Genomic DNA, 24,608 nt, shown 5'->3' with positions numbered 1-24,608 from the left:
AATCGCCTGCTAAGGCGTGGGACTGCTGAAACTGTTATGGCAGGTACCCATGGCCTACGAGACGCTGATCCTCGAGATTGAAGACCACGTCGCGCTGATCACGCTCAACCGCCCCGAGGCGATGAACGCCTTGAACATCCAACTCATGGGCGAGCTGTGCGACGCGTTGAGCATGATCGAGGGGAACGACAAGGTTCGCTGCACGATCATCACCGGCAACGAAAAGGCCTTTGCGGCCGGGGCAGACATCACCGAACTGGCGGAAAAGTCCTTCGTCGATGTCTATATCACCGATCACTTCGGGCCGCTGACCCGGCAATTCCAGGATTGCCGCAAGCCGATCATCGCCGCAGTCGCGGGCTATGCCCTGGGTGGCGGTTGCGAACTGGCCATGATGTGCGATTTCATCATCGCGGCAGAATCGGCGAAATTCGGCCAGCCCGAGATCAACCTTGGCGTGAACGCCGCCCTGGGCGGCACCCAACGCCTGACCCGCGCCGTGGGCAAGGCGAAGTCCATGGACATGCATCTGACCGGCCGCTTCATGAAGGCCGAAGAGGCCGAACGGTCGGGTCTGGTCAGCCGCGTGGTGCCGGGCAAGTCCCTGCTGGACGAGGCGCGCACCGCCGCCCTGAAAATTGCCGAAAAGTCGCGGATCACCGTGATGGCCGTCAAGGAAACCGTGAACCAGAGCCAGGAAATGTCGCTGTCCGACGGGCTTCTGTTCGAACGGCGTACCTTCCACATGATGTTCGCCAGCGCTGACCAGACCGAAGGCATGGAGGCTTTCGCCCAGAAGCGCGACCCGCAGTTCCGCGACAAGTAGCGGGAAAACGGTGCAAGGCGGTTGACTTGCCGGCGAGTCGCGTCTAGACGGCTGGCTTCATCGGATTTCACCCCAAAACTGGGAAGAACGACTATGGCTAATACGCCCCAATCCAAAAAGCGCGCCCGCCAGAACGAGCGTCGCTACGCCGTCAACAAGGCGCGCCGGTCGCGTATCCGCACCTTCCTGCGCAATGTCGAAGAAGCCATTGCATCGGGGGACAAGGATGCAGCGTCCACCGCTCTGCGCGAAGCTCAGCCCGAGCTGATGCGCGGCGTGACCAAAGGTGTGTTCCACAAGAACACCGTATCGCGCAAGATGTCGCGCCTGTCGGCCCGCGTCAAAGCGATCGGTTAACACCACCTTAACGGGAAACCGTGTCGAGGGAGGTCCGCTTGGGCCTCCTTTTTTCTTGTCTACCGTGTGTCCAGAATCGCACGCCTCCACCCTATTGTTTTTGCTTCTATTTTTCGAAAATCTGGATTCGATTTCGGCAATCGACATGTCAATATGTAAGTTCTGTTGCGCCGGACGAGGCCCGATTGCTAGTGTCATCCTGCGATTCACATCGTCTTTGGGGGACATGAGATACGCACCACGAAATGGAAGTTGATCCTTGCGGGGGTAACGGATGATTGGCCGGTTCCGACCGGTTTGAGGTGGCGTAAGCTCTGGCTGTGTCCGGTGTTTTCACCGGAGGAGGGGCCAGCTTTGAACGGATAAGGGCATCCGTTCAATCGAAGCGTGTCCATTATTTGGCAGACCGCTCTGTGCGGCAACTTCCGGTTTTCGGGGGTTCTGAAGCAGTGCGGATCCCCGGCTCGGGGCAAGCGGGCCGTGTCGCGTGGCGACAAACCGGTTTCGACCGGACGGGACAGGTTTGTCGGGATGTGTGAATGCAGGACAGGGGCATCCGCGCCAGGCACGCGGTCAGGAACGAATGGGCTGAAAAGAATGACAAACGAAATATGGGGCGAGGTTCAACTCGCTCTTCGGCAGTCAGTGGGCGATCACAACTACAAGACATGGATCAGCCCGATCGAGTTCAACACTTTCGAGGATGGCGTTGCCCATTTTCACGTTCCCACCAATTTCATCGGCACCTGGGTAAACCGGAATTACGCCGACAAGATCCTGGCGCATCTGCACTCTGCCGGGGCCAAGGTGCGCCGCATCGAATTCGACGTGCGTCTGGCCGGCAGTCCGATCGCGGCTGCAGCCACCGCCGATGCACCGGCCATGGCCACCGCCGAGGTGGCCGCCGTGGCCGCCGCACCCGCGCTGGCAACGCCCCAGGTCCAGGCCTCCGCCCCTGCCCCCCGGATCGAGGAGCCCGGCGGCAAGCTGGATGCCCGCTATACCTTTGACCGCTTCGTCGTCGGCCCGCCCAACGAACTGGCCCATGCTGCCGCCCGCCGCGTGGCCGAAGGCGGCCCGGTGAATTTCAACCCGCTGTTCCTTTATGGCGGCGTCGGGCTGGGCAAGACCCACCTGATGCACGCGATCGCCTGGGAATTGCAGAAGAACAAGCCCGAGCTTCAGATCGTCTATCTGTCCGCCGAGCAGTTCATGTACCGTTTCGTGCAGGCGCTGCGCGAACGCGAGATGATGAACTTCAAGCAACTGTTCCGCTCGGTCGATGTGCTGATGGTCGATGACGTGCAGTTCATCGCCGGCAAGGACAGCACCCAGGACGAATTCTTCCATACGTTCAATGCCCTGGTGGATCAGCGCAAGCAGATCATCATCTCGGGCGACCGCGCACCGGGCGAGATGACCGAGATGGAGGAGCGCATCAAGTCGCGCCTGCAATGCGGTCTGGTTGTGGACCTGCACCCCACCGATTACGAACTGCGCCTCGGCATCCTTCAGCAGAAGGTCGAAGTCTATGCCCAGCAGTATCCCGGTCTGGTGATCGGCTCGGGCGTGCTGGAGTTCCTCGCGCATCGCATCTCGACCAACGTGCGGGTGCTGGAAGGCGCGCTGATCCGGCTTTGCGCGCTGGCCAACCTTTGCGGCCGCGAAGTCACCATGGAAATGACGCAGGATTGCCTGTCAGACGTGCTGCGCGTCTCGGAACGCAAGGTCACCGTCGAGGAGATCCAGCGCCGGGTGTCGGAACACTACAACATCCGCCTCAGCGAGCTGATCGGCCCGACCCGCGTGCGCACCATCGCCCGCCCGCGCCAGATCGCCATGTATCTGTCCAAGTCCCTGACCTCGCGCTCGCTGCCCGAGATCGGGCGCAAGTTCGGCGGCCGCGATCACACCACGATCATGCACGGCGTCAAGCGGATCGAGGAATTGCGCCTGAAAGACAGTCAGGTTGCCGATGATCTGGAGTTGCTGCGCCGCGCTTTGGAAGCCTGAGGCTGCCAGCGCGCGGAAAACCCGTAAAAAATCGCAGAAAACGGCTTGTACCATGTCAGAAATCCGCTAGCGTCACACTCCCTTGTGAGCTGAGGACCGTGGCATGAAACTGAGTATCGAACGCGGCACGTTGCTGAAAGCGGTGTCCCAGGCGCAATCCGTTGTCGAACGGCGCAACACCATCCCGATCCTCTCGAACGTCCTGATCGAAGCCGAAGGCGCGGCCGTGCGGTTCCGCGCCACCGACCTGGACATCGAGGTTCTGGACACTGCCCCGGCGCAGGTACACCAAGCCGGCGCCACCACGGTGTCCGCGGTCACCTTCCACGAGATCGTGCGCAAGCTGCCCGATGGCGCCTTGGTCGAACTGACCGCCGACAGCACCAGCAACACCCTGAAGGTCGAAGCCGGGCGCGCCCAGTTCACCCTGGCCACGCTGCCGAAGGAAGATTTCCCGGTGATGGCCACCGCCGAATACGCGGCCAATTTCACCGCCACCGCCGGCACCCTTAAGCGCCTGTTCGACAAATCGAAATTTGCCATCTCGACCGAAGAAACGCGGTACTATCTGAACGGCGTCTACATGCATGTCGCCGATGCGGGCGGCCAGCCCACCCTGCGCTGCGTGGCCACCGACGGTCACCGTCTGGCCCGCATCGATGCGCCGCTGCCGCCGAAAGCCGACGACATGCCGGGCGTGATCGTGCCGCGCAAGACCGTGGGCGAATTGCGCAAGCTGCTGGAGGACGATGACGCCGAGATCGCGGTGTCGGTGTCGGAAACCAAGGTGCGCTTTGCCACCCCCGACATCACCCTGACGTCAAAGGTCATCGACGGCACTTTCCCCGACTACACCCGCGTCATTCCGGTCGGCAACACCCGCAAGCTGGAAGTCGACGCCTCGGATTTCGCGCGCGCCGTGGATCGCGTGGCCACCGTGTCGTCGGAACGCTCGCGCGCCGTCAAACTGGCGCTGGACGAGGATCGGCTGACCCTGTCGGTCAACGCCCCCGACAGCGGTGCCGCCGAAGAGGAACTGGCGGTGTCCTATGGCGACGAGCCGCTTGAGATCGGCTTCAACGCCAAGTACCTGCTGGAGATTGCCAGCCAGGTGGATCGCGAAAACGCCGTGTTCCTGTTCAATTCGGCGGGCGATCCGACCCTGATGCGCGAAGGCAGCGACGACTCGGCGGTCTATGTCGTGATGCCGATGCGGGTCTGACCCGCTGGCCGCGGCCTGACACCGGGCCCGCGACACCGCCCGCATGACCCGTGCCGTCACCCATCTGACCCTGTCGCATTTCCGGTCGCACCTGCGCGCCTCGGTTCAGGTAGACGCGCGGCCCGTGGCCATGTTCGGTCCCAACGGCGCGGGCAAGACCAACCTTCTGGAAGCCATTTCCCTGCTGTCACCGGGGCGCGGGTTGCGCCGGGCCACGGCGGCCGACCTGGTGCGCCGCCCCGAGCAACTGGGCTGGCGCGTCGGCGCGCTGATCGATCTGGGCGCGCAGAAGCACGAGATCGACATCCGCGCCGAGGCCGGGCAACCGCGCAGCACCCGCATCGACGGCAAACCCGCCGCCCAGACCGAATTGGGGCGGCTGGTCCCCATGCTCTGGCTGGTGCCCAGCATGGACCGTCTGTGGCTGGAGGGGGCCGAAGGCCGACGCCGGTTCCTGGATCGCATGACGCTCAGCTTCTTTCCCGATCATGCCCGCGCGGCGCTGGCCTATGAAAAATCCATGCGCGACCGCAACCGTCTGCTGAAGGATCAGGTGCAGGACGCCCGCTGGTACGACGCGCTTGAGGCGCAGATGGCCGAGGCCGGGGCGCGGATGATCCAGAACCGGCAAGCGGCCCTGGGACAGATCGCGGCGGCGCAGAACGGTGCCGAAACGGCCTTTCCGACTTCGGATCTGGCGCTGCACTGGCCCGAGGACGCCGATCCGGGCGACACAGAGGATGCGCTGACCGCCGCCATGGCGCGCAGCCGGGCGGCCGATCTGCGCGCCGGGCGCAGCCTGACTGGCCCGCACCGGGTCGATCTGGAGGCCGTCTACAGCGCCAAGGGCGTCACTGCGGCGCAATGTTCGACCGGGGAACAGAAGGCGCTGCTGATCTCGCTGGTGCTGGCCAATGCCCGCGCGCTGCGCGACCGCGACGGCACCGCCCCGGTGCTGCTGCTGGACGAGATCGCGGCGCATCTGGACGAGACCCGCCGCGCCGCGCTGTACGACGAGATCTGCGCCCTGGGCGCGCAGGCCTGGATGACCGGCACCGACGCCCATCTGTTCGACGCGCTGGGGGGGCGGGGCCAGCATCTGGCGGTGTCCGAAGACGCGGGCACCAGCCGGGTCGATCCGGGTTCGCCCGGTTGACACTCCGGCCGCTCTTGAACGGCGGGACCGGCCCGATTATCCCGTCCCGATGACCGCATCCCTCTCCGATCTGGCGCTGTATGCCGCCGCCCTACTGGCCCTGTTCCTGACCCCCGGTCCTGTCTGGCTGGCCCTGTCCGCGCGCGCCCTGTCCGGCGGGTTCCCGGCCGCCTGGCCGCTTGCCCTAGGCGTGGTTGTGGGCGACGCGTTGTGGCCGTTTCTGGCCATTCTGGGGGTCAGCTGGATCGCACAGGAATTCGCAGGCTTCATGACCGTGCTGCGGTTTGTCGGGGTGGCGGTGTTCTGGATCATGGGGGTCAACCTGATCCGCCACGCCGATCGCGACCTGTCAACCGACAGCCGCCTGACCCGCCCCGGCATGTGGGCCGGGTTTCTGGCCGGGCTGGCGGTCATCCTCGGCAACCCCAAGGCGATCCTGTTCTACATGGGCATCCTGCCGGGCTTCTTCGATCTGACCCGGCTGACCGGTGCCGACATCGCCGCCATCGTGGGCCTGTCGATGGCGATTCCGCTGATCGGCAACCTGATCCTCGCGGCCTTCATCGACCGGATCCGGCGGGTGCTGACCTCGCCCGGGGCGCTGCGCCGGACCAACCTTGTCGCCGGCGGCCTGATGATCGCCGTCGGCTGTCTCATCCCCTTTACATAGCGCGTAAATATGCGGCCTTGCCCGTGACAATCCCGGCCCGTCCGCCTATAAGATGACAACGAATTAAAGGGCAGGACGCATGGTCGAAACCAAACAATCCCCTGAAGAATACGGCGCGGATTCCATCAAGGTTCTCAAAGGCCTGGAAGCTGTCCGCAAACGTCCGGGGATGTATATCGGCGACACCGACGATGGCTCGGGCCTGCACCACATGGTCTATGAGGTCGTGGACAACGGCATTGACGAGGCGCTGGCCAAACATGCCGACCGCGTGACCGTCACGATCCACGCCGACAGCAGCGTCTCGGTCAGCGACAACGGCCGTGGCATCCCCGTCGGCATCCACGAGGAAGAAGGCGTCTCGGCGGCCGAGGTCATCATGACCCAGCTGCACGCGGGCGGGAAATTCGACCAGAACTCCTACAAGGTGTCGGGCGGGTTGCACGGCGTCGGCGTGTCGGTGGTGAACGCCCTGTCCGACTGGTTGGAACTGCGCGTCTGGCGCGAGGGCAAGGAACACTTTGCCCGGTTCGAACACGGCGAAACCGTCGTGCATCTGAAGGTGGTGGGCGAGGCCGGCGACCGCACCGGCACCGAGGTCCGCTTCATGGCCTCGACCAACACGTTCTCGAACCTGGACTACAGCTTCAAGACCCTGGAAAACCGCCTGCGCGAACTGGCCTTCCTGAACTCGGGGGTGCGCATCGAATTGCGCGACGAACGCCCCGCCGAGCCGCAGGTGGCGGAAATGCACTATGACGGTGGCGTGAAGGAATTCGTCCGCTACCTGGATCGCTCCAAGACCCCGCTGATGGAGGAACCGATCTTTATCACCGGCGAAAAGGACGGCATCAGCGTCGAAGTCGCCATGTGGTGGAACGACAGCTACAACGAGATGGTGCTGCCGTTTACCAACAACATTCCGCAGCGCGATGGCGGCACCCATCTGGCGGGCTTCCGGGGGGCGCTGACGCGGACCCTGAACCTCTATGCCAACTCCAGCGGTATCGCCAAGCGCGAGAAGATCAACTTCACCGGCGACGATGCCCGCGAGGGGCTGACCTGCGTGTTGTCGGTGAAGGTGCCAGATCCAAAATTCTCAAGCCAGACCAAGGACAAGCTGGTCAGCTCGGAAGTGCGTCCGGCCGTGGAAAGCCTGGTGAACGAGAAGCTGGGCGAATGGTTCGACGAAAACCCGGTGGTGGCCAAGACCATCGCCACCAAGATCATCGAGGCCGCGCTGGCCCGCGAAGCCGCCCGCCGGGCGCGGGAACTGACCCGGAAGAAATCGTCACTGGACATCGCCTCGCTGCCCGGCAAGCTGGCCGACTGCCAGGCGCGCGAACCGCACGCCCGCGAATTGTTCCTGGTCGAGGGCGACTCGGCCGGCGGTTCGGCCAAACAGGGCCGGGCGCGGGCCAACCAGGCGGTGCTGCCCCTGCGCGGCAAGATCCTGAACGTCGAACGCGCGCGCTTCGACCGGATGCTGTCCAGCCAGGAGATCGGCACGCTGATCACCGCGCTTGGCACCGGCATCGGGCGCGATGAATTCGACATTGAAAAGCTGCGCTATCACAAGATCATCATCATGACCGACGCGGATGTCGACGGCGCGCACATCCGCACCCTGCTGCTGACCTTCTTCTTCCGGCAGATGCCCCAGATCATCGAGGGCGGATACCTCTACATCGCGCAACCGCCGCTGTTCAAGGTGTCGCGCGGGAAGTCCGAACGCTACCTGAAGGATCAGGCGGAACTGGACAACTACCTGATCGAGATGGGCATCGACGGCGCCATGCTGCGGCTTGGCACGGGCGAGGAAATCGTCGGGCAGGATCTGCTGCGCGTGGTGGAAGAGGCCCGCAAGACCCGCCGGGTTCTGAGCGCCTTCCCGACGCTCTATCCGCTGCACATTCTCGAACAGGCGGCCATCGCCGGCGCCTTTCTGCCCGGCGCGGTGGATGCCGATATCCAGGCCACCGCAAACACGGTGGCGCAGCGGCTGGATCTGGTTTCGCTGGAATACGAACGCGGCTGGGTCGGACGGCCGACGCAGGATCGCGGCTTGCGCCTTGTGCGTGCCGTGCGCGGCGTCGACGAGGTGCGCACCCTGGACGGCCATGTCCTGCGCTCGGGCGAGGCGCGCCGTCTGGGCGGCCTTACCGAGGCCCTGCAAGAGGTCTATGGCCAGCCCGCCACCCTGCACCGCCGCGACAAGACCACCGAGATCTACGGCCCGCTGGACCTGCTGAAGGCGATCCTGGTCGAAGGCGAAAAGGGTCTCACCCTGCAACGCTACAAGGGTTTGGGCGAGATGAACCCCAGCCAGCTGTGGGAAACCACGCTGGACCCGGAATATCGCACCCTGTTGCAGGTCAAGATCGACGATGTGGCCGAGGCCGACGACATCTTCACCAAACTGATGGGTGACGTGGTCGAACCGCGCCGCGAGTTCATCCAGGCCAACGCGTTGAGCGTCGCCAACCTGGATTTCTGAGCCGCAGACTGCGGGAACGCCTCCCCGGCGCGCCTTGGCACCGAACACGTAAAAGGGCCGCTGCAATCTCTTGCAGCGGCCCAATTCTTTTTCACCTGCCGGCGTTTAGCCGAAGATGGCGTTCAGCGTGGCGCTGGGGCGCATCACGGCTGCCGTCTTGACCGGGTCGGTCTTGTAGTAGCCGCCCAGATCCGCCGGGGCACCCTGCGCTGCCGCCAGCTCGGCGACGATGGTCGCTTCCTTCTCGGCCAGCTCTTTCGCGATGGGGGCGAAATGCGCGGCCAGGTCGGCGTCCTCGTCCTGCGCGGCCAGGGCTTCGGCCCAGTAGCGGGCGAACCAATAGTGGCTGTCGCGGTTGTCCGGCTCTCCGACCTTGCGCGAGGGCGAACGGTTGTCGTCAAGGATGCCCTGCGTGGCGGCTTCGGCCGCCTTGCCCAGAACACCGGCCTTGGCGTTGCCCTTGCTGTCAGCCAGGAAGTTCAGGCTTTCGCCCAGGGCGCAGAATTCGCCCATGGAATCCCAGCGCAGGTGGTTTTCTTCCATCAGCTGCTGCACGTGCTTGGGGGCCGATCCGCCAGCGCCGGTTTCGAACAACCCGCCGCCGTTCATCAGCTTGACGATGGACAGCATCTTGGCCGAGGTGCCCAGTTCGAGGATCGGGAACAGGTCGGTCAGGTAGTCCCGCAGCACGTTGCCGGTGATGGCGATGCTGTCCTTTCCCGCGGTGATGGTTTCCAGCGACTGCCGGGTGGCCTCGCGCGGGGCCAGGATCACGAACTTGTCCGCCACACCGGCGGCTTCCAGCGCCGGGGTCACGTATTTGATCAGCTCGGCGTCATGGGCGCGGTTCGCGTCCAGCCAGAAGATCGCTTCCGAACCGGTCAGACGCTGACGGTCCAACGCCAGCTGGATCCAATTCTCGATCGGGGCCTTCTTGACGGTGCAGGAGCGCCAGATGTCGCCGGCCTCCACGTCGTGGCTGTGCAGGGTCTCGCCATTGGCCAGAACGATGCGGATGGTGCCATCGGCGGGTGCCTCGAAGGTGGTCGGGTGCGAGCCGTATTCCTCGGCCTTCTGGGCCATCAGGCCGACGTTGGCCACGGAACCGGCCTTGGTGACGTCCAGCGCGCCGTTCTCTTTGAAGAACTTGATGCTCTCGTCATAGACCGTGGAATAGCAGCGGTCGGGAATGACGCAGTTGGTGTCGCCCTTGTTGCCCGCCGCATCCCAGCCCTTGCCGCCAGCGCGGATCACCGCCGGCATCGAGGCGTCGATGATGACATCCGACGGTACATGCAGGTTGGTGATGACCTTGTCGCTGTCCACCATGTACATGGCGGGGCGTTCGGCGGTCAGGGCGTCGATCTCGGCCTGGATCTCGGCGGCGTTCGGCAGGGTGGCGATGCGGGCCAGCACGTCGCCCATGCCCGAGTTCGGGTTGACCCCGGCGGCTTCAAGCGCGCTGCCGTATTTGGCAAAGATCGGCGCCAGCCACGCCTTGACCGCATGACCGAAGATGATCGGGTCCGAGACCTTCATCATCGTGGCCTTCATGTGCAGCGAGAACATCGTGCCGTCGGCCTTGGTGTCCTCGATCGCGGCGCCCAGGAAATCCGCCAACGCCTTGACCGACAGGAAGGTCGCATCGGCGACCGTGCCTTCGTCCAGCGTCCAGCCGTCCTTCAGAACCGTCACCGCGCCGTCCTTGGCCACGAATTCGATCCGGGCATCGCCCGCCTGGTCAGCGGTGATGGTGGCCGATTTCTCGTTGGCATAGAAGTCGTTGCCCGGCATCGACGAGACCTTGGTCTTGCTGTCCGGCGACCATTTCCCCATCGAATGCGGGTTCTTCTGGGCGAAGTTCTTCACCGCGCGGGCAGACCGGCGGTCCGAGTTGCCTTCGCGCAGCACCGGGTTCACGGCCGACCCCTTGATGGCGTCGTAGCGCGCCTTGATGTCGTGCTCTTCGTCGGTGGCGGGGTCGTTCGGGTAGGACGGGATGTCATAGCCCTTGGCCTGAAGCTCGGCGATGGCGGCGTTCAGCTGCGGCATCGAGGCCGAGATGTTGGGCAGCTTGATGACATTGGCGTCCGGCGTCTTCACCAGCTGGCCCAGTTCGGCCAGATCGTCCGAAATGCGCTGCGCCTCGGTCAGGCGCTCGGGGAAGGTGGCCAGAATGCGGCCCGCGACCGAAATATCCTTGGTCCCCACCGACACGCCGGCGGCGCTGGTGAACGACCGGATGATCGGCAGGAACGAGGCACTGGCCAGCTCCGGCGCTTCGTCTACAATGGTATACACAATATCCGGGGTCGTGGTGTCCGCCATGAGAGTTGCCCTTTTTCGTTCTGGTGCGATGGTGATCCGCCGGGGCCGCAACCGGCCGCAGCTTTGGCCGTGCAGACGGTTCCGGCAAGGGAACCGTGTGGTGGCCCATGAATGGCTACCAGCCGATTAAATCACGCGGCCCGGCAAATCAATTCGTCAGATGCCGCAGGGGCGACGACATGTTGCCACGCTTTGCCGGATATCCCGGCAAAAGCGTCGCGAATGCAGCAAACGCGCCCGGTTTCGAACCGTTAGCGGTAGCCTTCCTTCTGGGTCGTGTACATGCCGGCGTATAGCCCGCCCAGGGCCAGAAGCTCGGCGTGGGTGCCGGTCTCGACGACCCGGCCCTGATCCAGAACATAGATCTTGTCGGCGTCGATGACCGACGACAGCCGATGCGCCACGATGATCGTGGTCTTGCCTTGGGACAGGCGGTTCAGCGCACCCTTGATCCGTTCTTCGGTGCGCTGGTCCAGCGCCGAGGTGGCCTCGTCCAGCAGCAGGATCGGCGCCGAGCGCAGGAAGGCGCGCGCGATGGCGATCCGCTGTTTCTGACCGCCCGACAGTTGCGCCCCCTTGGGGCCCAGCGGCGTGTCGCCCCGATCGCGGATCAACTTGGCGATCTCGGCGGCTTCGGCGGCGGCCCAGATTTCTTCGTCGGTGGACTGTGGCCGCACGTATTTGATGTTTTCCCAGATCGAGGCGTTGAAGATCACGATGTCCTGCGCCACCACCGAGAACGACTTGCGCAGGGTCGAGATGCGGATATCGCGCACGTTGTGATCGCCGATCATCACCGCGCCGTCCTGAATGTCATAGAGCCGTCCCAGCAGGCTGAGCACCGTGGTCTTGCCCGACCCGGTGGCGCCGACAATGGCGGTGCGCTTGCCACCGTCGAAAGTCAGGTCCAGATCCTTGAACAGCGGCTGGTCGGCGGTATAGCCGAAGGTCACCTTCTCAAGCCGGATGTCTGCGGCGGCGTCAAAGTCGTCGGTGGCATTGGGCACGTCCACGATGCTGGGCTTTTGCCGCATGATCGAATGGACCGAATCCAGTTGCACCAGTTGCTGCTGCAACTGGGTAAAGAACTTGGCCAGCGCCCGCAGCGGGTCGAAGACCATGACCAGCCCCAGCATGAAGGTGATGATCGCGGCGCCGTCGATGTCATGATTCGGGCTGATGGCCATGTAGCCGCCCAGACCGATGACCATGGCATAGGCGAAGGCCGAGGCGAAATCGATGGCCGGCAGCACGATCGCCTGCGCCGCCTGCACCCTGACCTGCAGATCGCGGATCTTCTCGTTGGTGGCCTGAAGGCGGGCCTCTTCGAACTCTTCCTGGTTCGAGATCTTGACCGTGCGCATCCCGTTCACGGTCTCTTCCAGCGTGTTCATATAGGCGGCAAGCGCCGATTCCGCCGTGCGCTGCACATGCTTGATCCGGCGGGATACGAACTGCAGCGTGAACAGGATCACCGGCGCGATGATCAGCGCGGTCATGAACAGCACTGGCGCCTTGTAGATCAGGTAGCTCGAAACGATGATCACCATCACCGCATCGCGCACCGCGTTGATCGTCACCTGCCCCACGAAGCGCGACAGGGTCTGCGCCTGTGTCACCACCCGCAGGATGATATCGGCGGGGCTGGAGCGTTCGAAATACGACAGGTCCAGCACCAGCAGTTTCTCAATCAGGTCGCGGCGCAATTCCATCACCGCGCCCGAGGCCAGCCAGGTCGAGGTGCGCGGCACCACGTAGGAGGTGATCCCTCGCACGAAGAACAATGCAAAGACCAGCGCGCAGACCTTGTACAGATCGCGCGCCGCGCCCTGGTCAAAGATGACCCGCAGACCGCTTTCCGTCAGGCGCAGGAATTGCTGATAGACCAGCCCCTGCACCAGGATCAGGCCCAGCACGAGGAACAGCCAGACCGTCCGCTTCTTCAGGTACGAGTTCCAGAACCACGCGATGTTCTCGCGATCCTGCGCGGTGAAGAACGGCTTGCCGTCCGACTCGCTGGATTTGCCAAATATGCGCAGCTTCATGTGACTTCTCTTTCACCACCAGCGCGAATTGTCGAGTGTCAGCGCATCCCTCCGGCCCGGTCGTGGTCGCCGTGCATCAGGTGCGCAGGGTCAGATCCGGGGCAGCGCCTGGCTGGCATCGGGCACGATATAGCCGCGCTGCACCGGCGCGCGATCCTGCATCACCCGGTACCAGCGCGCAACGTTGGGAAATTCGGCCAGGTCGATCTCTTGCCGGGGATGGCGCGCGGCCCAGGGAAAGATGGCCATGTCGGCGATGGAATAATCGCCCGCAACCCAATCGCCCAGCGCCAGCTGCCGATCCAGCACGCCGTACAGCCGCCTGGCTTCCTTGGAATAACGCTCTTCGGCGTATTCGGACTTGCCGCGTGTCGGGTACAGAAAGTGATGCGCCTGCCCCAGCATCGGGCCAAAACCGCCCATCTGCCACATCAGCCATTGCATCACCCGCGCCCGCGCCAGCGGATCTGCGGGCAGGAACTGGCCGTGCTTTTCGGCGAGGTAGACCATGATGGCCCCCGATTCCATCAACGACAGCCCGGTGTCACGATCATGGATCGCGGGGATCTTGTTGTTGGGGCTGACCTGCAGGAACGCCGGGTCATGCTGTTCGCCGGTCTCGATATTGACGGTGTGCACCGCGTAGGGGGCGCCCAGTTCTTCCAGAAGGATAGAGATCTTGCGCCCGTTGGGGGTGCTCCAGGTATACAGATCGATCATTTCGCGGTCCTGAGTGGTCGGTTTGCAGCAGCCTAGGATCGCGCGCCGGGCACGGCAACCGGATGCGTTACGCAATCCGGCACGCAGGGCTTGACCTTCCAGCGACTGGAAGGCCTATCTGGGGTGGGACCATCCTGACCGGAGTTTCCGATGTCGACCACCACATTCACTTTCCCTGTCACCGGCCTGTCCTGTGCCGGCTGCGTGCGTCGGGCCGAAACTGCCATGGCGGCGGTGGACGGCATTGACCGGGCCGAGATCAATTTCGCCACCCGCACCGCGCAGGTCGACAGCGACCGCGTGGACGCGGCGGCCGACCTTCTGGCAGCTCTGGACACCGCCGGGTATCCCGCACGGCCACGCCAGTTGCGGCTGGAGGTCTCGGGGATGCACTGCGGTTCCTGCGTCGGACGGGTCGAGAACATCCTGCTGTCGGTGCCCGGCGTGACCGAAGCGCGGGTGAACCTTGCCAGCGGCAGCGCCGATGTAATGACCCTGGCCGGAGAACAGGGCGATGCCGCCCTGATCGCGGCGGTGGCCGAGGCCGGGTTCGACGCCCATCTGCCCGGCGCCGATCGCAACCGCGCCGCCCAGGCCGCCGCCGAACAGGCCGAAGCCACCGCCCTGCTGCGCGACACCCTGATCGCGGGCGCGCTGACCTTGCCGGTGCTGCTGGTGGAAATGGGCGGCCACGCGATCCCGGCGCTGCACCATTGGCTGGCCGGCACCATCGGCACCCAACCGCTGTGGATCGCGCAATTCCTGCTGATCTCGCTGGTGCTGGCGGGACCGGGGCGCAGCTTTTTCACCCGTGGCCTGCCCGCGCTGGCCAAGGGCGCGCCGGACATGAACGCGCTGGTGGCGCTGGGGACGCTCGCGGCGTGGGGCTATTCGACCATCGCCACCTTCGCCCCCGGCCTGCTGCCGCCCGAGGCGCGCCATGTCTATTTCGAATCCGCCGGCGTCATCGTTTCGCTGATCCTGCTGGGCCGCTGGCTGGAAGCCCGCGCCAAGGGCCGCACCGGCGATGCGGTGCGCAAACTGGTGGGCCTCACCCCCGACACGGCACAGGTGGAAGACGGCGACACGGTGGTCGAACGGCCCCTGTCGGCCCTGCACGTCGGCGATGTGCTGCGCATCGCGCCGGGCGCGCGCATCCCCGCCGACGGCACGGTGCTGACCGGCACCTCGCATGTGGACGAAAGCATGATCACCGGCGAGCCGGTTCCGGTCGAGAAAACCCCCGGTGCCTCGCTGACCGGCGGCACCGTCAACGGCAGCACCCCCTTGCGCATGGAAGCCACCGGCGTCGGCGCCGACACCACGTTGGCCCGCATCATCCGCATGGTCGAAGATGCCCAGGGCACGCGCCTGCCGATCCAGAGCCTGGTGAACCGCGTCACCCTGTGGTTCGTGCCGGTGGTGATCGGGCTGGCGCTGCTGACCACGCTGGGCTGGCTGATCTTCGGGCCATCGCCTGCGATTTCCTATGCGCTGATTGCCGGGATCTCGGTGCTGGTCATCGCCTGCCCATGCGCCATGGGGCTGGCAACGCCAACCTCGATCATGGTGGGCACCGGGCGCGCGGCGGAACTGGGCATCCTGTTCCGCAAGGGCGACGCCCTGCAAAAGCTGCAATCGGTACGCGTGGTGGCCTTCGACAAGACCGGCACGCTGACCGAAGGCCGCCCGCAACTGACCGGGCTGGAAGCCCCCGGCATGGATCCCGACACCGCGCTGCGTCTGGCCGCCAGTGTCGAGGCCCTGTCCGAACATCCGCTGGCCCATGCCATCCTGACCGCCGCCGAGGCCAAGGGCCTGACCCCGGCCCCGGTGACCGAGGCCGAAGTAATCCCCGGCCATGGAATCGCGGCCATTTGCGACGGCCAGCGCGTGGCGCTTGGCAATCCCCGGATGATGGCCCGCGAGGACGTCGATCTTGCGCCGCTGACCGCCACCGCGACCGCATGGGCCAATGAAGGCCGCAGCGTTCTGTATCTTGCTGTCGATGGCAAAGCCGCAGCGGTCATGGCCGTTTCCGACCCGGTGAAAGCGGATGCAGCCGAGGCGGTGCAACGGCTGCACGCACAGGGGCTGCATGTGGTGATGCTGTCCGGCGACAGCCGCGCCGCCGCGCAGGCCATCGGTGCCGAGATCGGCCTGGACGAGGTGCTGGCCGAACTTCTGCCCGAGGACAAGACCGCCGCCATCGACCGCTTGCGGGCGCGCGGCCCGGTGGCCTTTGTCGGCGACGGCATCAACGACGCCCCGGCGCTGGCGGCGGCGGATGTGGGGCTGGCCATCGGCACCGGCACCGACATCGCCGTGGAAACCGCCGATGTGGTGCTGACGGCCGGCCGCCCCGGCACCGTCGCCACGGCGCTGGACCTTAGCCACCGCACCCTGCGCAACATTCGGCAGAACCTGGCCTGGGCCTTTGGCTACAACGTGCTGCTGATCCCGGTGGCGGCGGGGCTGCTGTATCCGATCAACGGCATGTTGCTGTCACCGGCACTGGCGGCAGGGGCCATGGCGGCCTCCAGCGTGTTTGTGGTGACCAACGCCCTGCGCCTGCGCCGGGCCGGAACCGCCCCGAAGGAGCACACCGCATGAACATCGGCGACGCGGCACGGGCCTCGGGCCTGCCCAGCAAGACCATCCGGTACTACGAGGATATCGGCCTGCTGGTGCCACCGCGCACCGCCAACGGCTACCGCGACTTCGGCCCGCGCGAGATCAACATCCTGACCTTTCTGGCCCGCGCCCGCGCGCTGGGGTTCACCATCGAGGAATGCCGTGCCCTGCTGGCGCTGTGGCAGGACACCGACCGGGCCAGCGCCGATGTGCGCCGGATCGCCCAGACCCATCTGGAAGAGATTGACCGCAAGATCTCCGACCTGCGCGACATGCGCGCCACGCTGGCCAATCTCGTGCACTGCTGCGCCGGAGACGACCGGCCAGACTGCCCGATCCTCGAAAGCCTCGCCCGTGGCGGTGCCGCCGGTTAAGCCCCGACAGAAAAGGGCCGCCCGATCGCCCGGACGGCCCCGACACAACGGCGCGGTGGCTCAGGCCGCCAGCGCGGTGGCCAGCGGCACGGCCTCATAGCCCAGATCGTCGGCCACCGCCTTGTTGGTGATCTGCCCGTTCCAGACGTTCAGCCCGTTGGCCAGATGCGGATCCGCCGCCAGCGCCGCGCGCCAGCCCTTGTCGGCAATACGCAAGGCATGCGGCAGGGTCACGTTGTTGAGCGCGTAGGTCGACGTGCGCGCCACGCCGCCGGGCATGTTGGCCACGCAGTAGTGCACCACATCCTCCACCACATAGGTCGGATCGGCATGGGTGGTCGCCCGCGAGGTTTCGAAACAGCCGCCCTGATCGATGGCGACGTCCACCACCACCGCGCCGCGCTTCATGGTCACCAGATGGTCGCGCCGCACCAGCTTTGGCGCCGCCGCCCCGGGGACCAGAACCGCGCCGATGACCAGATCGGCCTCGGCCACGCATTCCTCAAGATTGGCCTTGTTGGAAAACCGGGTCTTGGCGCGCGCTTCGAAGAACATGCCCAGCCGCTCCAGCGCCTCGGGGTTGCGATCCAGGATGGTCACATCGGCGCCCAGCCCCACGGCCATTTGCGCCGCGTTGAAGCCGACGACACCGCCGCCGATGACACAGACCTTGCCCGGCGCAACACCCGGCACCCCGCCCAGCAGCACGCCGCGCCCGCCTTGCGCCTTTTCCAGGTTATGCGCGCCGGCCTGGATCGACATCCGCCCCGCCACCTGGCTCATGGGCTTCAACAGGGGCAGCCCGCCGTGCGCGTCGGTGACGGTCTCATAGGCGACGCAGACGGCCCCGGAATTCACCAGATCACGGGTCTGTTCGGGATCCGGGGCAAGATGCAAATAGGTATAAAGGATCTGGTTCTCGCGCAGCATGGCGCGCTCGGACGCTTGCGGCTCCTTGACCTTCACGATCATCTCGGCGCGGGCGAACACCTCTTCGGCGCTGTCCACCACCTGCGCGCCTGCGGCCGCATAGTCGTCATCCTTGGCATCAATGCCCAAACCCGCCCCGGTTTCCACCAGCACGCTGTGTCCGTGCGCGACCATCTCGGCAGCACTTTCCGGCGTCATCCCGACGCGATATTCATGATTCTTGATTTCTTTCGGCGTGCCTACGATCATCGCATGTCCTCCCACGGTCCGATTGGGAAGGATATTGAACCAAATTGGAAGGAATTTTTCCGATTGATTCAGGTGATTCTGAAAAATGATGTGGATTGAGTGCACGAAAACAGCCATTGAACAGGAAAAAATTTCATGGACATCTTTGATCGCCGAATCTTACGCGCCTTGCAAAAGGATTCCCAACGCCCCATCGCCGAACTGGCACGCGAGATCGGCCTGTCGACTTCGGCCTGCCACCGGCGGATCAAGCTGCTGGAGGAAAACGGCCTGATCCGGGGCTATGTCGCCCAGATCGACCGCACCGCGCTGGGGCTGAAGCTGCAGGTCTTCGTCGAGATCACGCTCAGTTCCCAGGCCCGCGAGGTGCTGGAGGCCTTCGAGACCGCCGTCACCCGCTTTGACGACATCCTGGAATGTCACCTGACCTCGGGCCATGCGGATTACATCCTGCGCGTGGTGGCGCGGGACATGAACGACTATGCCGACATTCATCGCGAATGCCTGTCACGGCTGCCGAACGTGGCCTCGATGCAGACGATCTTTACCCTGCGCCCGGTGCAGCAGTGGCGCGGCTATCCGATCCGGGACGCGGACTGAGCGCCACGCCCCGACCGTTGCGGATTACAGTTCCGACCGGATCTGCTGGCGCAGATAGTCGATGGGCACCGGTTTTCCCTCGCGCTTGAAGGTCCAATAGGTCCAGCCATTGCAACTGGGCGCCCCTTCCAGCGCGGCGCCGACCTGGTGGATAGACCCGTGATGATCGCCGCGCGCGTTCGACGCCGCCAGCGTGCCGTCGGCGCGCACCTTGGCCACGTCGCCGCGCGGGGAATACAGCTTCTCCCCCGGCCGCAGCATGCCACGTTCGACCAGCTGCCCGAAGGGCACGCGGGGTTGCGACCGCTTGGGCTGCGTCACCTGCAGATCGGCCTCGTCCAGCTTGCGCACCCGCGCCAGCCGCGCCTTGGCGACCTCGATATAGGCATCCTCGCGCTCGATCCCGATGAAGTTCCGGCCCAGCATCTTGGCCACGGCGCCGGTGGTGCCGGTGCCAAAGAACGGATCCAGCACCACGTCGCCGGGCCTGGTGGTGCCGATCAGCACCCGGTGCAGCAGCGACTCGGGCTTTTGCGTCGGATGCGCCTTGGCGCCCTTGGCATCCTTCAGACGCTCGTGCCCGGTGCAGATCGGCAGCACCCAGTCCGAGCGCATCTGCACATCCTCGTTCAACGCCTTCAGCGCCTCGTAGTTGAAGGTGTATTTCGCCTTCTCGCTCTTGCTGGCCCAGATCATCGTCTCATGGGCGTTGGTCAGCCGCTTGCCTCGGAAATTCGGCATCGGGTTCGACTTGCGCCAGATCACGTCGTTCAGGATCCAGTATCCCGCGTCCTGCAACGCCGCCCCGACCCGGAAGATGTTGTGGTACGAACCAATCACCCAGATCGCCCCGTCTGGCTTCAGCACCCGCCGCGCCGCCTTCAGCCATGCGCGGGTGAACTTGTCGTAGACCACGAAGCTGGAAAATTGGTCCCAGGCGTCATCCACCGCATCGACCTTGGAATTGTCGGGCCGGTGCAGGTCGCCCTTGAGTTGCAGATTGTACGGCGGATCCGCGAATATCAGGTCCACCGAGCCTTCGGGTAGCGCGTTCATCTGCGCAATGCAGTCGCCCTGAAGTATCGTGTTCAGCGGCAGCTTGGCTGCCTGTGTCGAAGTCTTTCTCATGGTCTGCCTCTCGTGGCGGCCTGTTTTTTACGCCGCGTTTTGCAGACAAAATGATTCAAACCCGATTCGAGGTCAATTTCTTTTTTTGAATCAGGGGGTTAGCCTATTCACCCACACAACATCTTGTGGACGGGGGCGAAGGAACGTCTATGGTGCGGGGTCACCCCCAAATCTAGCAGGGCGCGTTTGTGGGCCGGGGTCGGATAACCGGCGTTGGTTTCCCATCCATAACCCGGAAACTGCCGCGCCAGGTCTCCCATGATCCGGTCGCGCGCCACCTTGGCGATGATCGACGCCGCGGCGATGGACAGGCTGCGCGCATCGCCCTTGACCACCGCCTGATGCCGCTGGTTCAGGCCGCGCGGCACCATCACCCCGTCGATCAGCAGATGATCGGGGGCATTGCGCAACCCGGCCACGGCGCGGCGCATGGCCAGATGTGCTGCGTGCAGGATGTTGATGTCCTCGATCTCCTCGACCGTGGCCTCGCCCACCGACCAGTCGGCACTGGCCTTGATCAGCTCTTCCAGCGCCAGCCGCCGCTTCAGGCTCAGCTTCTTGGAATCGTTCAGCCCGTCGGGAATGTTGTCGGGGTCCAGCACCACGGCGGCGGCCATGACCGGACCGGCCAGCGGCCCGCGCCCGACCTCGTCCACCCCGGCGATGCGGGTGGCGCCCAGCCTGCGGGCTGCGGTTTCGAACCGGAAATCGGGTTTCGGGGGCAGGTCTATCTGTCGGCGCGCCATGGCGTCGATCTAGCCCTGAAACCGCCCCCCCGGCAAGCCATGTGGCGCAGGCGTGGCGGCGGTGCTATGGGGCGGCATGCTTTCGTATCAGCACATCTATCACGCCGGCAACGCGGCGGACGTCCACAAGCACGCGCTGCTGGCGCTGGCGCTGGACTATCTGACCCGCAAGCCCAAGCCGCTGACCTATCTGGAAACCCATGCGGGCCGGGCGCTGTATGACCTTTCGGCCCCCGAAGCGGTCAAGACCGGCGAGGCGACGGCGGGCATCGGACGGATGGAACGCTGGTTCGCCGCCGATCATCCCTATGCCCGCTGTCTTGCCGCCGCGCGGGAGCGCGCCGGGGCGGCGGCCTATCCCGGTTCGCCGCTGATCGCATCGACCCTGCTGCGCCCCGAGGATCGTCTGGTGCTGGCCGAATTGCACCCGCGCGAGGTGTCGGCCCTGCGCTATGCCCTGCCCGCCGCCGAAGTGCAGCAGAAGGACGGGCCGGAACTGGCCCTATCGCTGACCCCCCCGACCCCGCGCCGGGGGCTGCTGCTGGTCGATCCCTCCTACGAGGTGAAGACCGAGTTCGAGACCATCCCGACCCTGCTGTCCCGCATCCGCCGCAAATGGCCGGTCGGGGTTTTGATGTTGTGGTATCCGATCCTGGCTTCGGGGGCCGAGCGGCCGCTGGTGGCCCGGCTGAAACCCCTGTCCGACGACAAATCCGTGCTCAGCGAGGTGCGCTTTCCGCCCGCGCGCCCCGGTCACGGCATGATCGGCAGCGGACTGTGGGTCGCCAATGCGCCCTGGGGCTTTGCCGAAGCGGCACAGGATCTGGCCAAGCGTTTCGCCACCCTGACCTGACCCACCCACGAAAAACCCCGCCACAAGGGGCGGGGTTACAAGATCACGGCGTGGGCCGGGTGCTCAGCCCTTGTCGGCCTCAAGCGCGTCCAGACGCGCCTTCAGCGCCTCGTTTTCCTCGCGCGCCTTCTGGGCCATGGCACGCACGGCGTCGAATTCCTCGCGCGTGACGAAATCGCGATCGGCCAGCCAGCGATCCAGCATGCCCTTCAGCGCGGTCTCCGCCTCATCTTTCGCACCCTGCGCGACGCCGAGAGCGTTGGTGAAAAGTTGCGACATGTCGTCGAGAATGCGGTTCTGGCTCTGCATCTGAGGCTCCGTTCCTGTGTCCACTCACATATGGGCCGCGACTGCCGTCAGCGCAAGGTTGACTTCCCCCGGCGCGGCTTGCCATCTGCCGCCATGATATTTGCCCTGCCCTTCCCGCCGCTGTCGCCCGAGGTGTTCTCGATTTCGCTGGGCAGCTTCCAGTTCGCCCTGCGCTGGTATGCGCTGGCCTATATCGTGGGGCTGCTGGCCGGGTTGTGGCTGATCCGCCGCGCGCTGGCCCGGCCCGACCTGTGGAAAAACGCCACCCCCCCGATGACCGCCGCGCAGGCCGAGGCGCTGCTGACCTGGGTCATCATCGGCGTGGTGGTCGGCGGGCGGCTGGGCTTTGCGCTGTTCTACCAGCCGGCCCATTTCTTCGCCAATCCCGTCGACATCGTGAAGATCTGGCAGGGCGGCATGGCCTTCCACGGCGGGTTGCTGGGCGTGGTGGTGGCGGCGGCGCTGTTCTGCTGGCGGCACCGTCTGAACCCGGCCAGCGTGGCCGATGCCATGGCGCTGGCCACCCCGCCGGGGTTGCTGCTGGGCCGCCTTGCCAATTTCATCAACGCCGAACTTTGGGGTCGTCCGACCACCGCCCCCTGGGGCGTGCTCTTCCCCGGCCCGGCGGCCCAGACCTGCCCGCCGGACTGGACCGGCCCCTGCGCCCGCCATCCTTCGCAATTGTACGAAGCCGGGCTGGAAGGGCTGCTGCTGGGCGCGCTGCTGCTGGTGCTGGCGTTTTCGCGCGGGGCGCTGAAAATCCCCGGCCGGATCACCGGCGTGTTCTTCCTGGGCTACGGGCTGGCCCGCTTCGTGGTGGAATTCTTCCGCCAGCCGGACGCACAATTCATCACGCCGGGCAACCCGCTGGGCCATGCGCTGCGGCTGGGCGAGGCGGGGCTGACCATGGGCCAGCTTCTGTCGCTGCCGATGATCGCGCTGGGGCTGGGTGTCCTGCTGATGGCGAACCGCGCGCAGGCCCGCGCGTGAGCCCGCTGCTGGCACAAATCACCGCCCGGATTGCCGCCGACGGCCCGATCACCGTGGCCGATTTCATGGCCGAGGCGCTGATGAACCCGGCGCACGGCTATTACGCCACCCGCGATCCCTTCGGCACGGCGGGCGATTTCATCACCGCGCCCGAGATCAGCCAGATGTTCGGCGAACTGGTCGGCCTTGCGCTGGCGCAATGCTGGCTGGATCAGGGCGCGCCCGCCCCCTTCGCGCTGGTCGAACTGGGGCCGGGGCGCGGCACCCTGATGGCCGATCTTCTGCGCGCCACCCGCGCCGTGCCGGGGTTCCATGACGCCGCCCGCCTGCATCTGGTCGAAACCTCGGCCACCCTGCGCGGCCTTCAGGGCCAGAACCTGCACCCGCATCACCCGGTCTGGCTGGACCGGGCCGAAGATCTGCCCGACCTGCCCTGTTTCGCCGTGGCCAATGAATTCTTCGACGCCCTGCCGATCCGGCAATTCCAGCGCACGGCGGACGGCTGGCAGGAACGGCGCATCGGCCTGCGCGACGGTGCGCTGACCTTCGGGCTGGCCCCGGCCACCCCGCTGCCCGCATTGGCACACCGTCTGACCGACACCAGCCCCGGCGAGCTGGTCGAGATCTGCCCCGCCGCCCCAGGCATCGTCACCGCCCTTGGACAGCGCATCGCCACTCACGGCGGGGCCGCGTTGATGATCGACTACGGCGACTGGCGCTCGCGCGGGGACACGTTGCAGGCCCTGCACGCCCACCAGCCGGTCGATCCGCTGACCGATCCGGGGCAGGCCGACCTGACGGCGCATGTGGATTTCGAAGCCCTCGCCCGTGCCGCGCAAACCGTGCCCGGCCTGACCCACAGCCCGATGGTCCCGCAGGGCGTGTTTCTGGAACGCCTGGGCATCACGCACCGCGCGCAATCGCTTGCCGCCAAGCTGCGCGGCGCACCGCTGGACCAGCACATCGCCGCACATCGGCGCTTGACCCACCCCGAGGAAATGGGATCACTGTTCAAATGCCTCGCCATGATGCCGTCCCACACGGCGACGTTTCCGGGACTGACGACATGACACTTGAAATTCTCACCTCAGACGCGCTCTCCTCGGTAAAACACGGGTTCTTCACCCGTCGCGGCGGGGCGTCCAGCGGCGTGTTCAACGGGCTGAACTGCGGCCTTGGCTCATCCGATCAGGCCGACGCGGTGGACATCAACCGCGCCCGCGTGGCCCGCGCCATGGACGCCCAGCCCGGCACCATGTGGCGGGTGCACCAGATCCATTCCGCCAATGTGGTCATTGCCGAAGGCGATCCGCCCGCCCGGGCCGAGGCCGCCGACGCCATTGTCACCCGCGAACCGGGGCGCGTGCTGTCGATTCTCACCGCCGATTGTGCGCCGGTGCTGTTCTTCGATCCCGATGCCGGCGTGATCGGCGCGGCCCATGCGGGCTGGCGCGGCGCCCTGGCCGGCATTCTCGAGGCGACGCTGGACGCGATGGCGACCCTGGGCGCGCAGCCCACCAACACCATCGCCGTGATCGGCCCGACCATCAGCCAGCACGCCTATGAGGTCGGCCCGGAATTCATGGATGATTTCATCGCGGAAGACCCGGACAACACGCGGTTTTTCGCGAATGGCGACGGCGACCGCTATATGTTCGACCTGCCCGCCTATGAATTGCATCGGCTGCGCCGCGCCGGGGTGGCTCAGGCCGAATGGATCAGGCACTGCACCTATTCCGACCCGCGCCGCTTCTTCTCGTACAGACGAAGTGTGCATGAAAAGCAGGCAGACTACGGCAGATTAATCTCAACGATCACGCTTTAGGGTATTCCTGACCCAAGTTTGTCGCCGCATTGCAGAAACTGTCTGGAAACTGTTACATCCCCGCGATACGAGGGCACAGTCGGTTAGCGAGTGTCTTTTTACTTCGGTTCCGTGACGAGTGTGTTTGTACCGCGTC

General features: G+C 65.3%; 21 protein-coding genes. 14 read left to right on the top strand and 7 right to left on the bottom strand.

All coding sequences use genetic code 11. The features are described 5' to 3' along the window. Positions 1-49: 49 nt before the first annotated feature. The 7 genes from H8B03_RS03555 (at position 50) to gyrB (ending at position 8,741) form a co-directional block, all read left to right on the top strand. On the top strand, positions 50-826 hold the full coding sequence (locus tag H8B03_RS03555; protein WP_193140359.1) for an enoyl-CoA hydratase-related protein: 777 nt from the start codon (positions 50-52) through the stop codon (positions 824-826). Between the two features lie 93 nt (positions 827-919). Next, a complete protein-coding gene (gene rpsT, locus H8B03_RS03550) occupies positions 920-1,183 on the top strand; it encodes a 30S ribosomal protein S20 (protein ID WP_193140358.1) in 264 nt (87 codons plus the stop codon). A 597-nt stretch (positions 1,184-1,780) separates the two neighbouring features. Further along, positions 1,781-3,196, top strand: a complete 1,416-nt coding sequence (gene dnaA, locus H8B03_RS03545; RefSeq protein WP_193140357.1) for a chromosomal replication initiator protein DnaA — start codon at positions 1,781-1,783, stop codon at positions 3,194-3,196. A 103-nt stretch (positions 3,197-3,299) separates the two neighbouring features. Continuing rightward, positions 3,300-4,418 carry a DNA polymerase III subunit beta gene (gene dnaN, locus H8B03_RS03540; RefSeq protein ID WP_193140356.1) on the top strand — a complete coding sequence of 373 codons (1,119 nt, stop codon included), beginning with the start codon at positions 3,300-3,302 and terminating at the stop codon, positions 4,416-4,418. 43 nt (positions 4,419-4,461) lie between these two features. After that, positions 4,462-5,574 (top strand): DNA replication/repair protein RecF, encoded by a 1,113-nt coding sequence (recF, locus tag H8B03_RS03535; protein WP_193140355.1) that lies wholly within the window; start codon positions 4,462-4,464, stop codon positions 5,572-5,574. A 49-nt stretch (positions 5,575-5,623) separates the two neighbouring features. Then, the gene (locus tag H8B03_RS03530; protein ID WP_193140354.1) at positions 5,624-6,244 is read left to right on the top strand and encodes a LysE family translocator; all 621 of its coding nucleotides are present in this window, start codon (positions 5,624-5,626) and stop codon (positions 6,242-6,244) included. A 79-nt stretch (positions 6,245-6,323) separates the two neighbouring features. Further along, positions 6,324-8,741 carry a DNA topoisomerase (ATP-hydrolyzing) subunit B gene (gene gyrB, locus H8B03_RS03525; protein ID WP_193140353.1) on the top strand — a complete coding sequence of 806 codons (2,418 nt, stop codon included), beginning with the start codon at positions 6,324-6,326 and terminating at the stop codon, positions 8,739-8,741. Between the two features lie 105 nt (positions 8,742-8,846). Here the strand turns inward: gyrB and H8B03_RS03520 are convergent, their stop codons facing one another. The 3 genes from H8B03_RS03520 to H8B03_RS03510 form a co-directional block, all read right to left on the bottom strand. Beyond that, a complete protein-coding gene (locus H8B03_RS03520) occupies positions 8,847-11,069 on the bottom strand; it encodes an NADP-dependent isocitrate dehydrogenase (RefSeq protein WP_193140352.1) in 2,223 nt (740 codons plus the stop codon). Positions 11,070-11,320: 251 nt separating this feature from the next. Beyond that, entirely contained in the window at positions 11,321-13,114 is a 1,794-nt protein-coding gene (locus H8B03_RS03515; protein ID WP_193140351.1) for an ABC transporter ATP-binding protein, read from the bottom strand. Between the two features lie 90 nt (positions 13,115-13,204). Beyond that, on the bottom strand, positions 13,205-13,834 hold the full coding sequence (locus tag H8B03_RS03510; protein ID WP_193140350.1) for a glutathione S-transferase family protein: 630 nt from the start codon (positions 13,832-13,834) through the stop codon (positions 13,205-13,207). A gap of 150 nt (positions 13,835-13,984) precedes the next feature. Between H8B03_RS03510 and H8B03_RS03505 the strand changes: the two genes are divergently transcribed. Continuing rightward, complete coding sequence (locus tag H8B03_RS03505) at positions 13,985-16,447, top strand: heavy metal translocating P-type ATPase (RefSeq protein ID WP_193140349.1); 2,463 nt, start codon at positions 13,985-13,987, stop codon at positions 16,445-16,447. Continuing rightward, positions 16,444-16,842, top strand: coding sequence for a Cu(I)-responsive transcriptional regulator (cueR, locus tag H8B03_RS03500; RefSeq protein ID WP_193140348.1), 399 nt, complete (start codon positions 16,444-16,446; stop codon positions 16,840-16,842). Before H8B03_RS03505 ends, cueR begins: the two co-directional genes overlap by 4 nt. A 60-nt stretch (positions 16,843-16,902) precedes the next feature. Here the strand turns inward: cueR and ald are convergent, their stop codons facing one another. Next, positions 16,903-18,021 (bottom strand): alanine dehydrogenase, encoded by a 1,119-nt coding sequence (gene ald, locus H8B03_RS03495; protein WP_193140347.1) that lies wholly within the window; start codon positions 18,019-18,021, stop codon positions 16,903-16,905. 135 nt (positions 18,022-18,156) lie between these two features. Here ald and H8B03_RS03490 point away from each other — a divergent pair, with 135 nt between their 5' ends. Continuing rightward, positions 18,157-18,621, top strand: a complete 465-nt coding sequence (locus H8B03_RS03490) for an Lrp/AsnC family transcriptional regulator (protein ID WP_193140346.1) — start codon at positions 18,157-18,159, stop codon at positions 18,619-18,621. Positions 18,622-18,645: 24 nt separating this feature from the next. Here H8B03_RS03490 and H8B03_RS03485 read toward each other — a convergent pair whose 3' ends face one another. Together H8B03_RS03485 and H8B03_RS03480 are read right to left on the bottom strand one after the other, a co-directional pair. Then, positions 18,646-19,749: a site-specific DNA-methyltransferase gene (locus H8B03_RS03485; RefSeq protein WP_193140345.1), complete on the bottom strand. Its 1,104-nt coding sequence runs from the start codon at positions 19,747-19,749 to the stop codon at positions 18,646-18,648. A 107-nt stretch (positions 19,750-19,856) separates the two neighbouring features. Further along, positions 19,857-20,495: a ribonuclease HII gene (locus H8B03_RS03480; protein ID WP_193140344.1), complete on the bottom strand. Its 639-nt coding sequence runs from the start codon at positions 20,493-20,495 to the stop codon at positions 19,857-19,859. Between the two features lie 76 nt (positions 20,496-20,571). Between H8B03_RS03480 and rlmJ the strand changes: the two genes are divergently transcribed. After that, positions 20,572-21,348 (top strand): 23S rRNA (adenine(2030)-N(6))-methyltransferase RlmJ, encoded by a 777-nt coding sequence (rlmJ, locus tag H8B03_RS03475; protein WP_193140343.1) that lies wholly within the window; start codon positions 20,572-20,574, stop codon positions 21,346-21,348. Positions 21,349-21,411: 63 nt separating this feature from the next. Here rlmJ and H8B03_RS03470 read toward each other — a convergent pair whose 3' ends face one another. Further along, a complete protein-coding gene (locus H8B03_RS03470) occupies positions 21,412-21,657 on the bottom strand; it encodes an accessory factor UbiK family protein (protein WP_193140342.1) in 246 nt (81 codons plus the stop codon). 93 nt (positions 21,658-21,750) lie between these two features. Here H8B03_RS03470 and lgt point away from each other — a divergent pair, with 93 nt between their 5' ends. Genes lgt through pgeF form a run of 3 tightly spaced genes read left to right on the top strand, consistent with a single transcriptional unit; the run spans position 21,751 to position 24,472 of the window. After that, positions 21,751-22,647: a prolipoprotein diacylglyceryl transferase gene (lgt, locus tag H8B03_RS03465; protein ID WP_193140341.1), complete on the top strand. Its 897-nt coding sequence runs from the start codon at positions 21,751-21,753 to the stop codon at positions 22,645-22,647. Next, positions 22,644-23,717, top strand: coding sequence for an SAM-dependent methyltransferase (locus H8B03_RS03460; RefSeq protein WP_319022427.1), 1,074 nt, complete (start codon positions 22,644-22,646; stop codon positions 23,715-23,717). The genes lgt and H8B03_RS03460 overlap by 4 nt, the downstream gene beginning before the upstream one ends. Then, the gene (pgeF, locus tag H8B03_RS03455) at positions 23,714-24,472 is read left to right on the top strand and encodes a peptidoglycan editing factor PgeF (protein WP_193140340.1); all 759 of its coding nucleotides are present in this window, start codon (positions 23,714-23,716) and stop codon (positions 24,470-24,472) included. Before H8B03_RS03460 ends, pgeF begins: the two co-directional genes overlap by 4 nt. Positions 24,473-24,608: the final 136 nt, after the last annotated feature.

Origin of the sequence: Meridianimarinicoccus sp. MJW13, assembly GCF_014901205.1 — a bacterium.
Lineage (GTDB): Bacteria > Pseudomonadota > Alphaproteobacteria > Rhodobacterales > Rhodobacteraceae > Meridianimarinicoccus.
The sequence above is the reverse complement of the archived record's forward strand: the minus strand, read 5'-3'. Positions and strand labels throughout refer to the sequence as shown.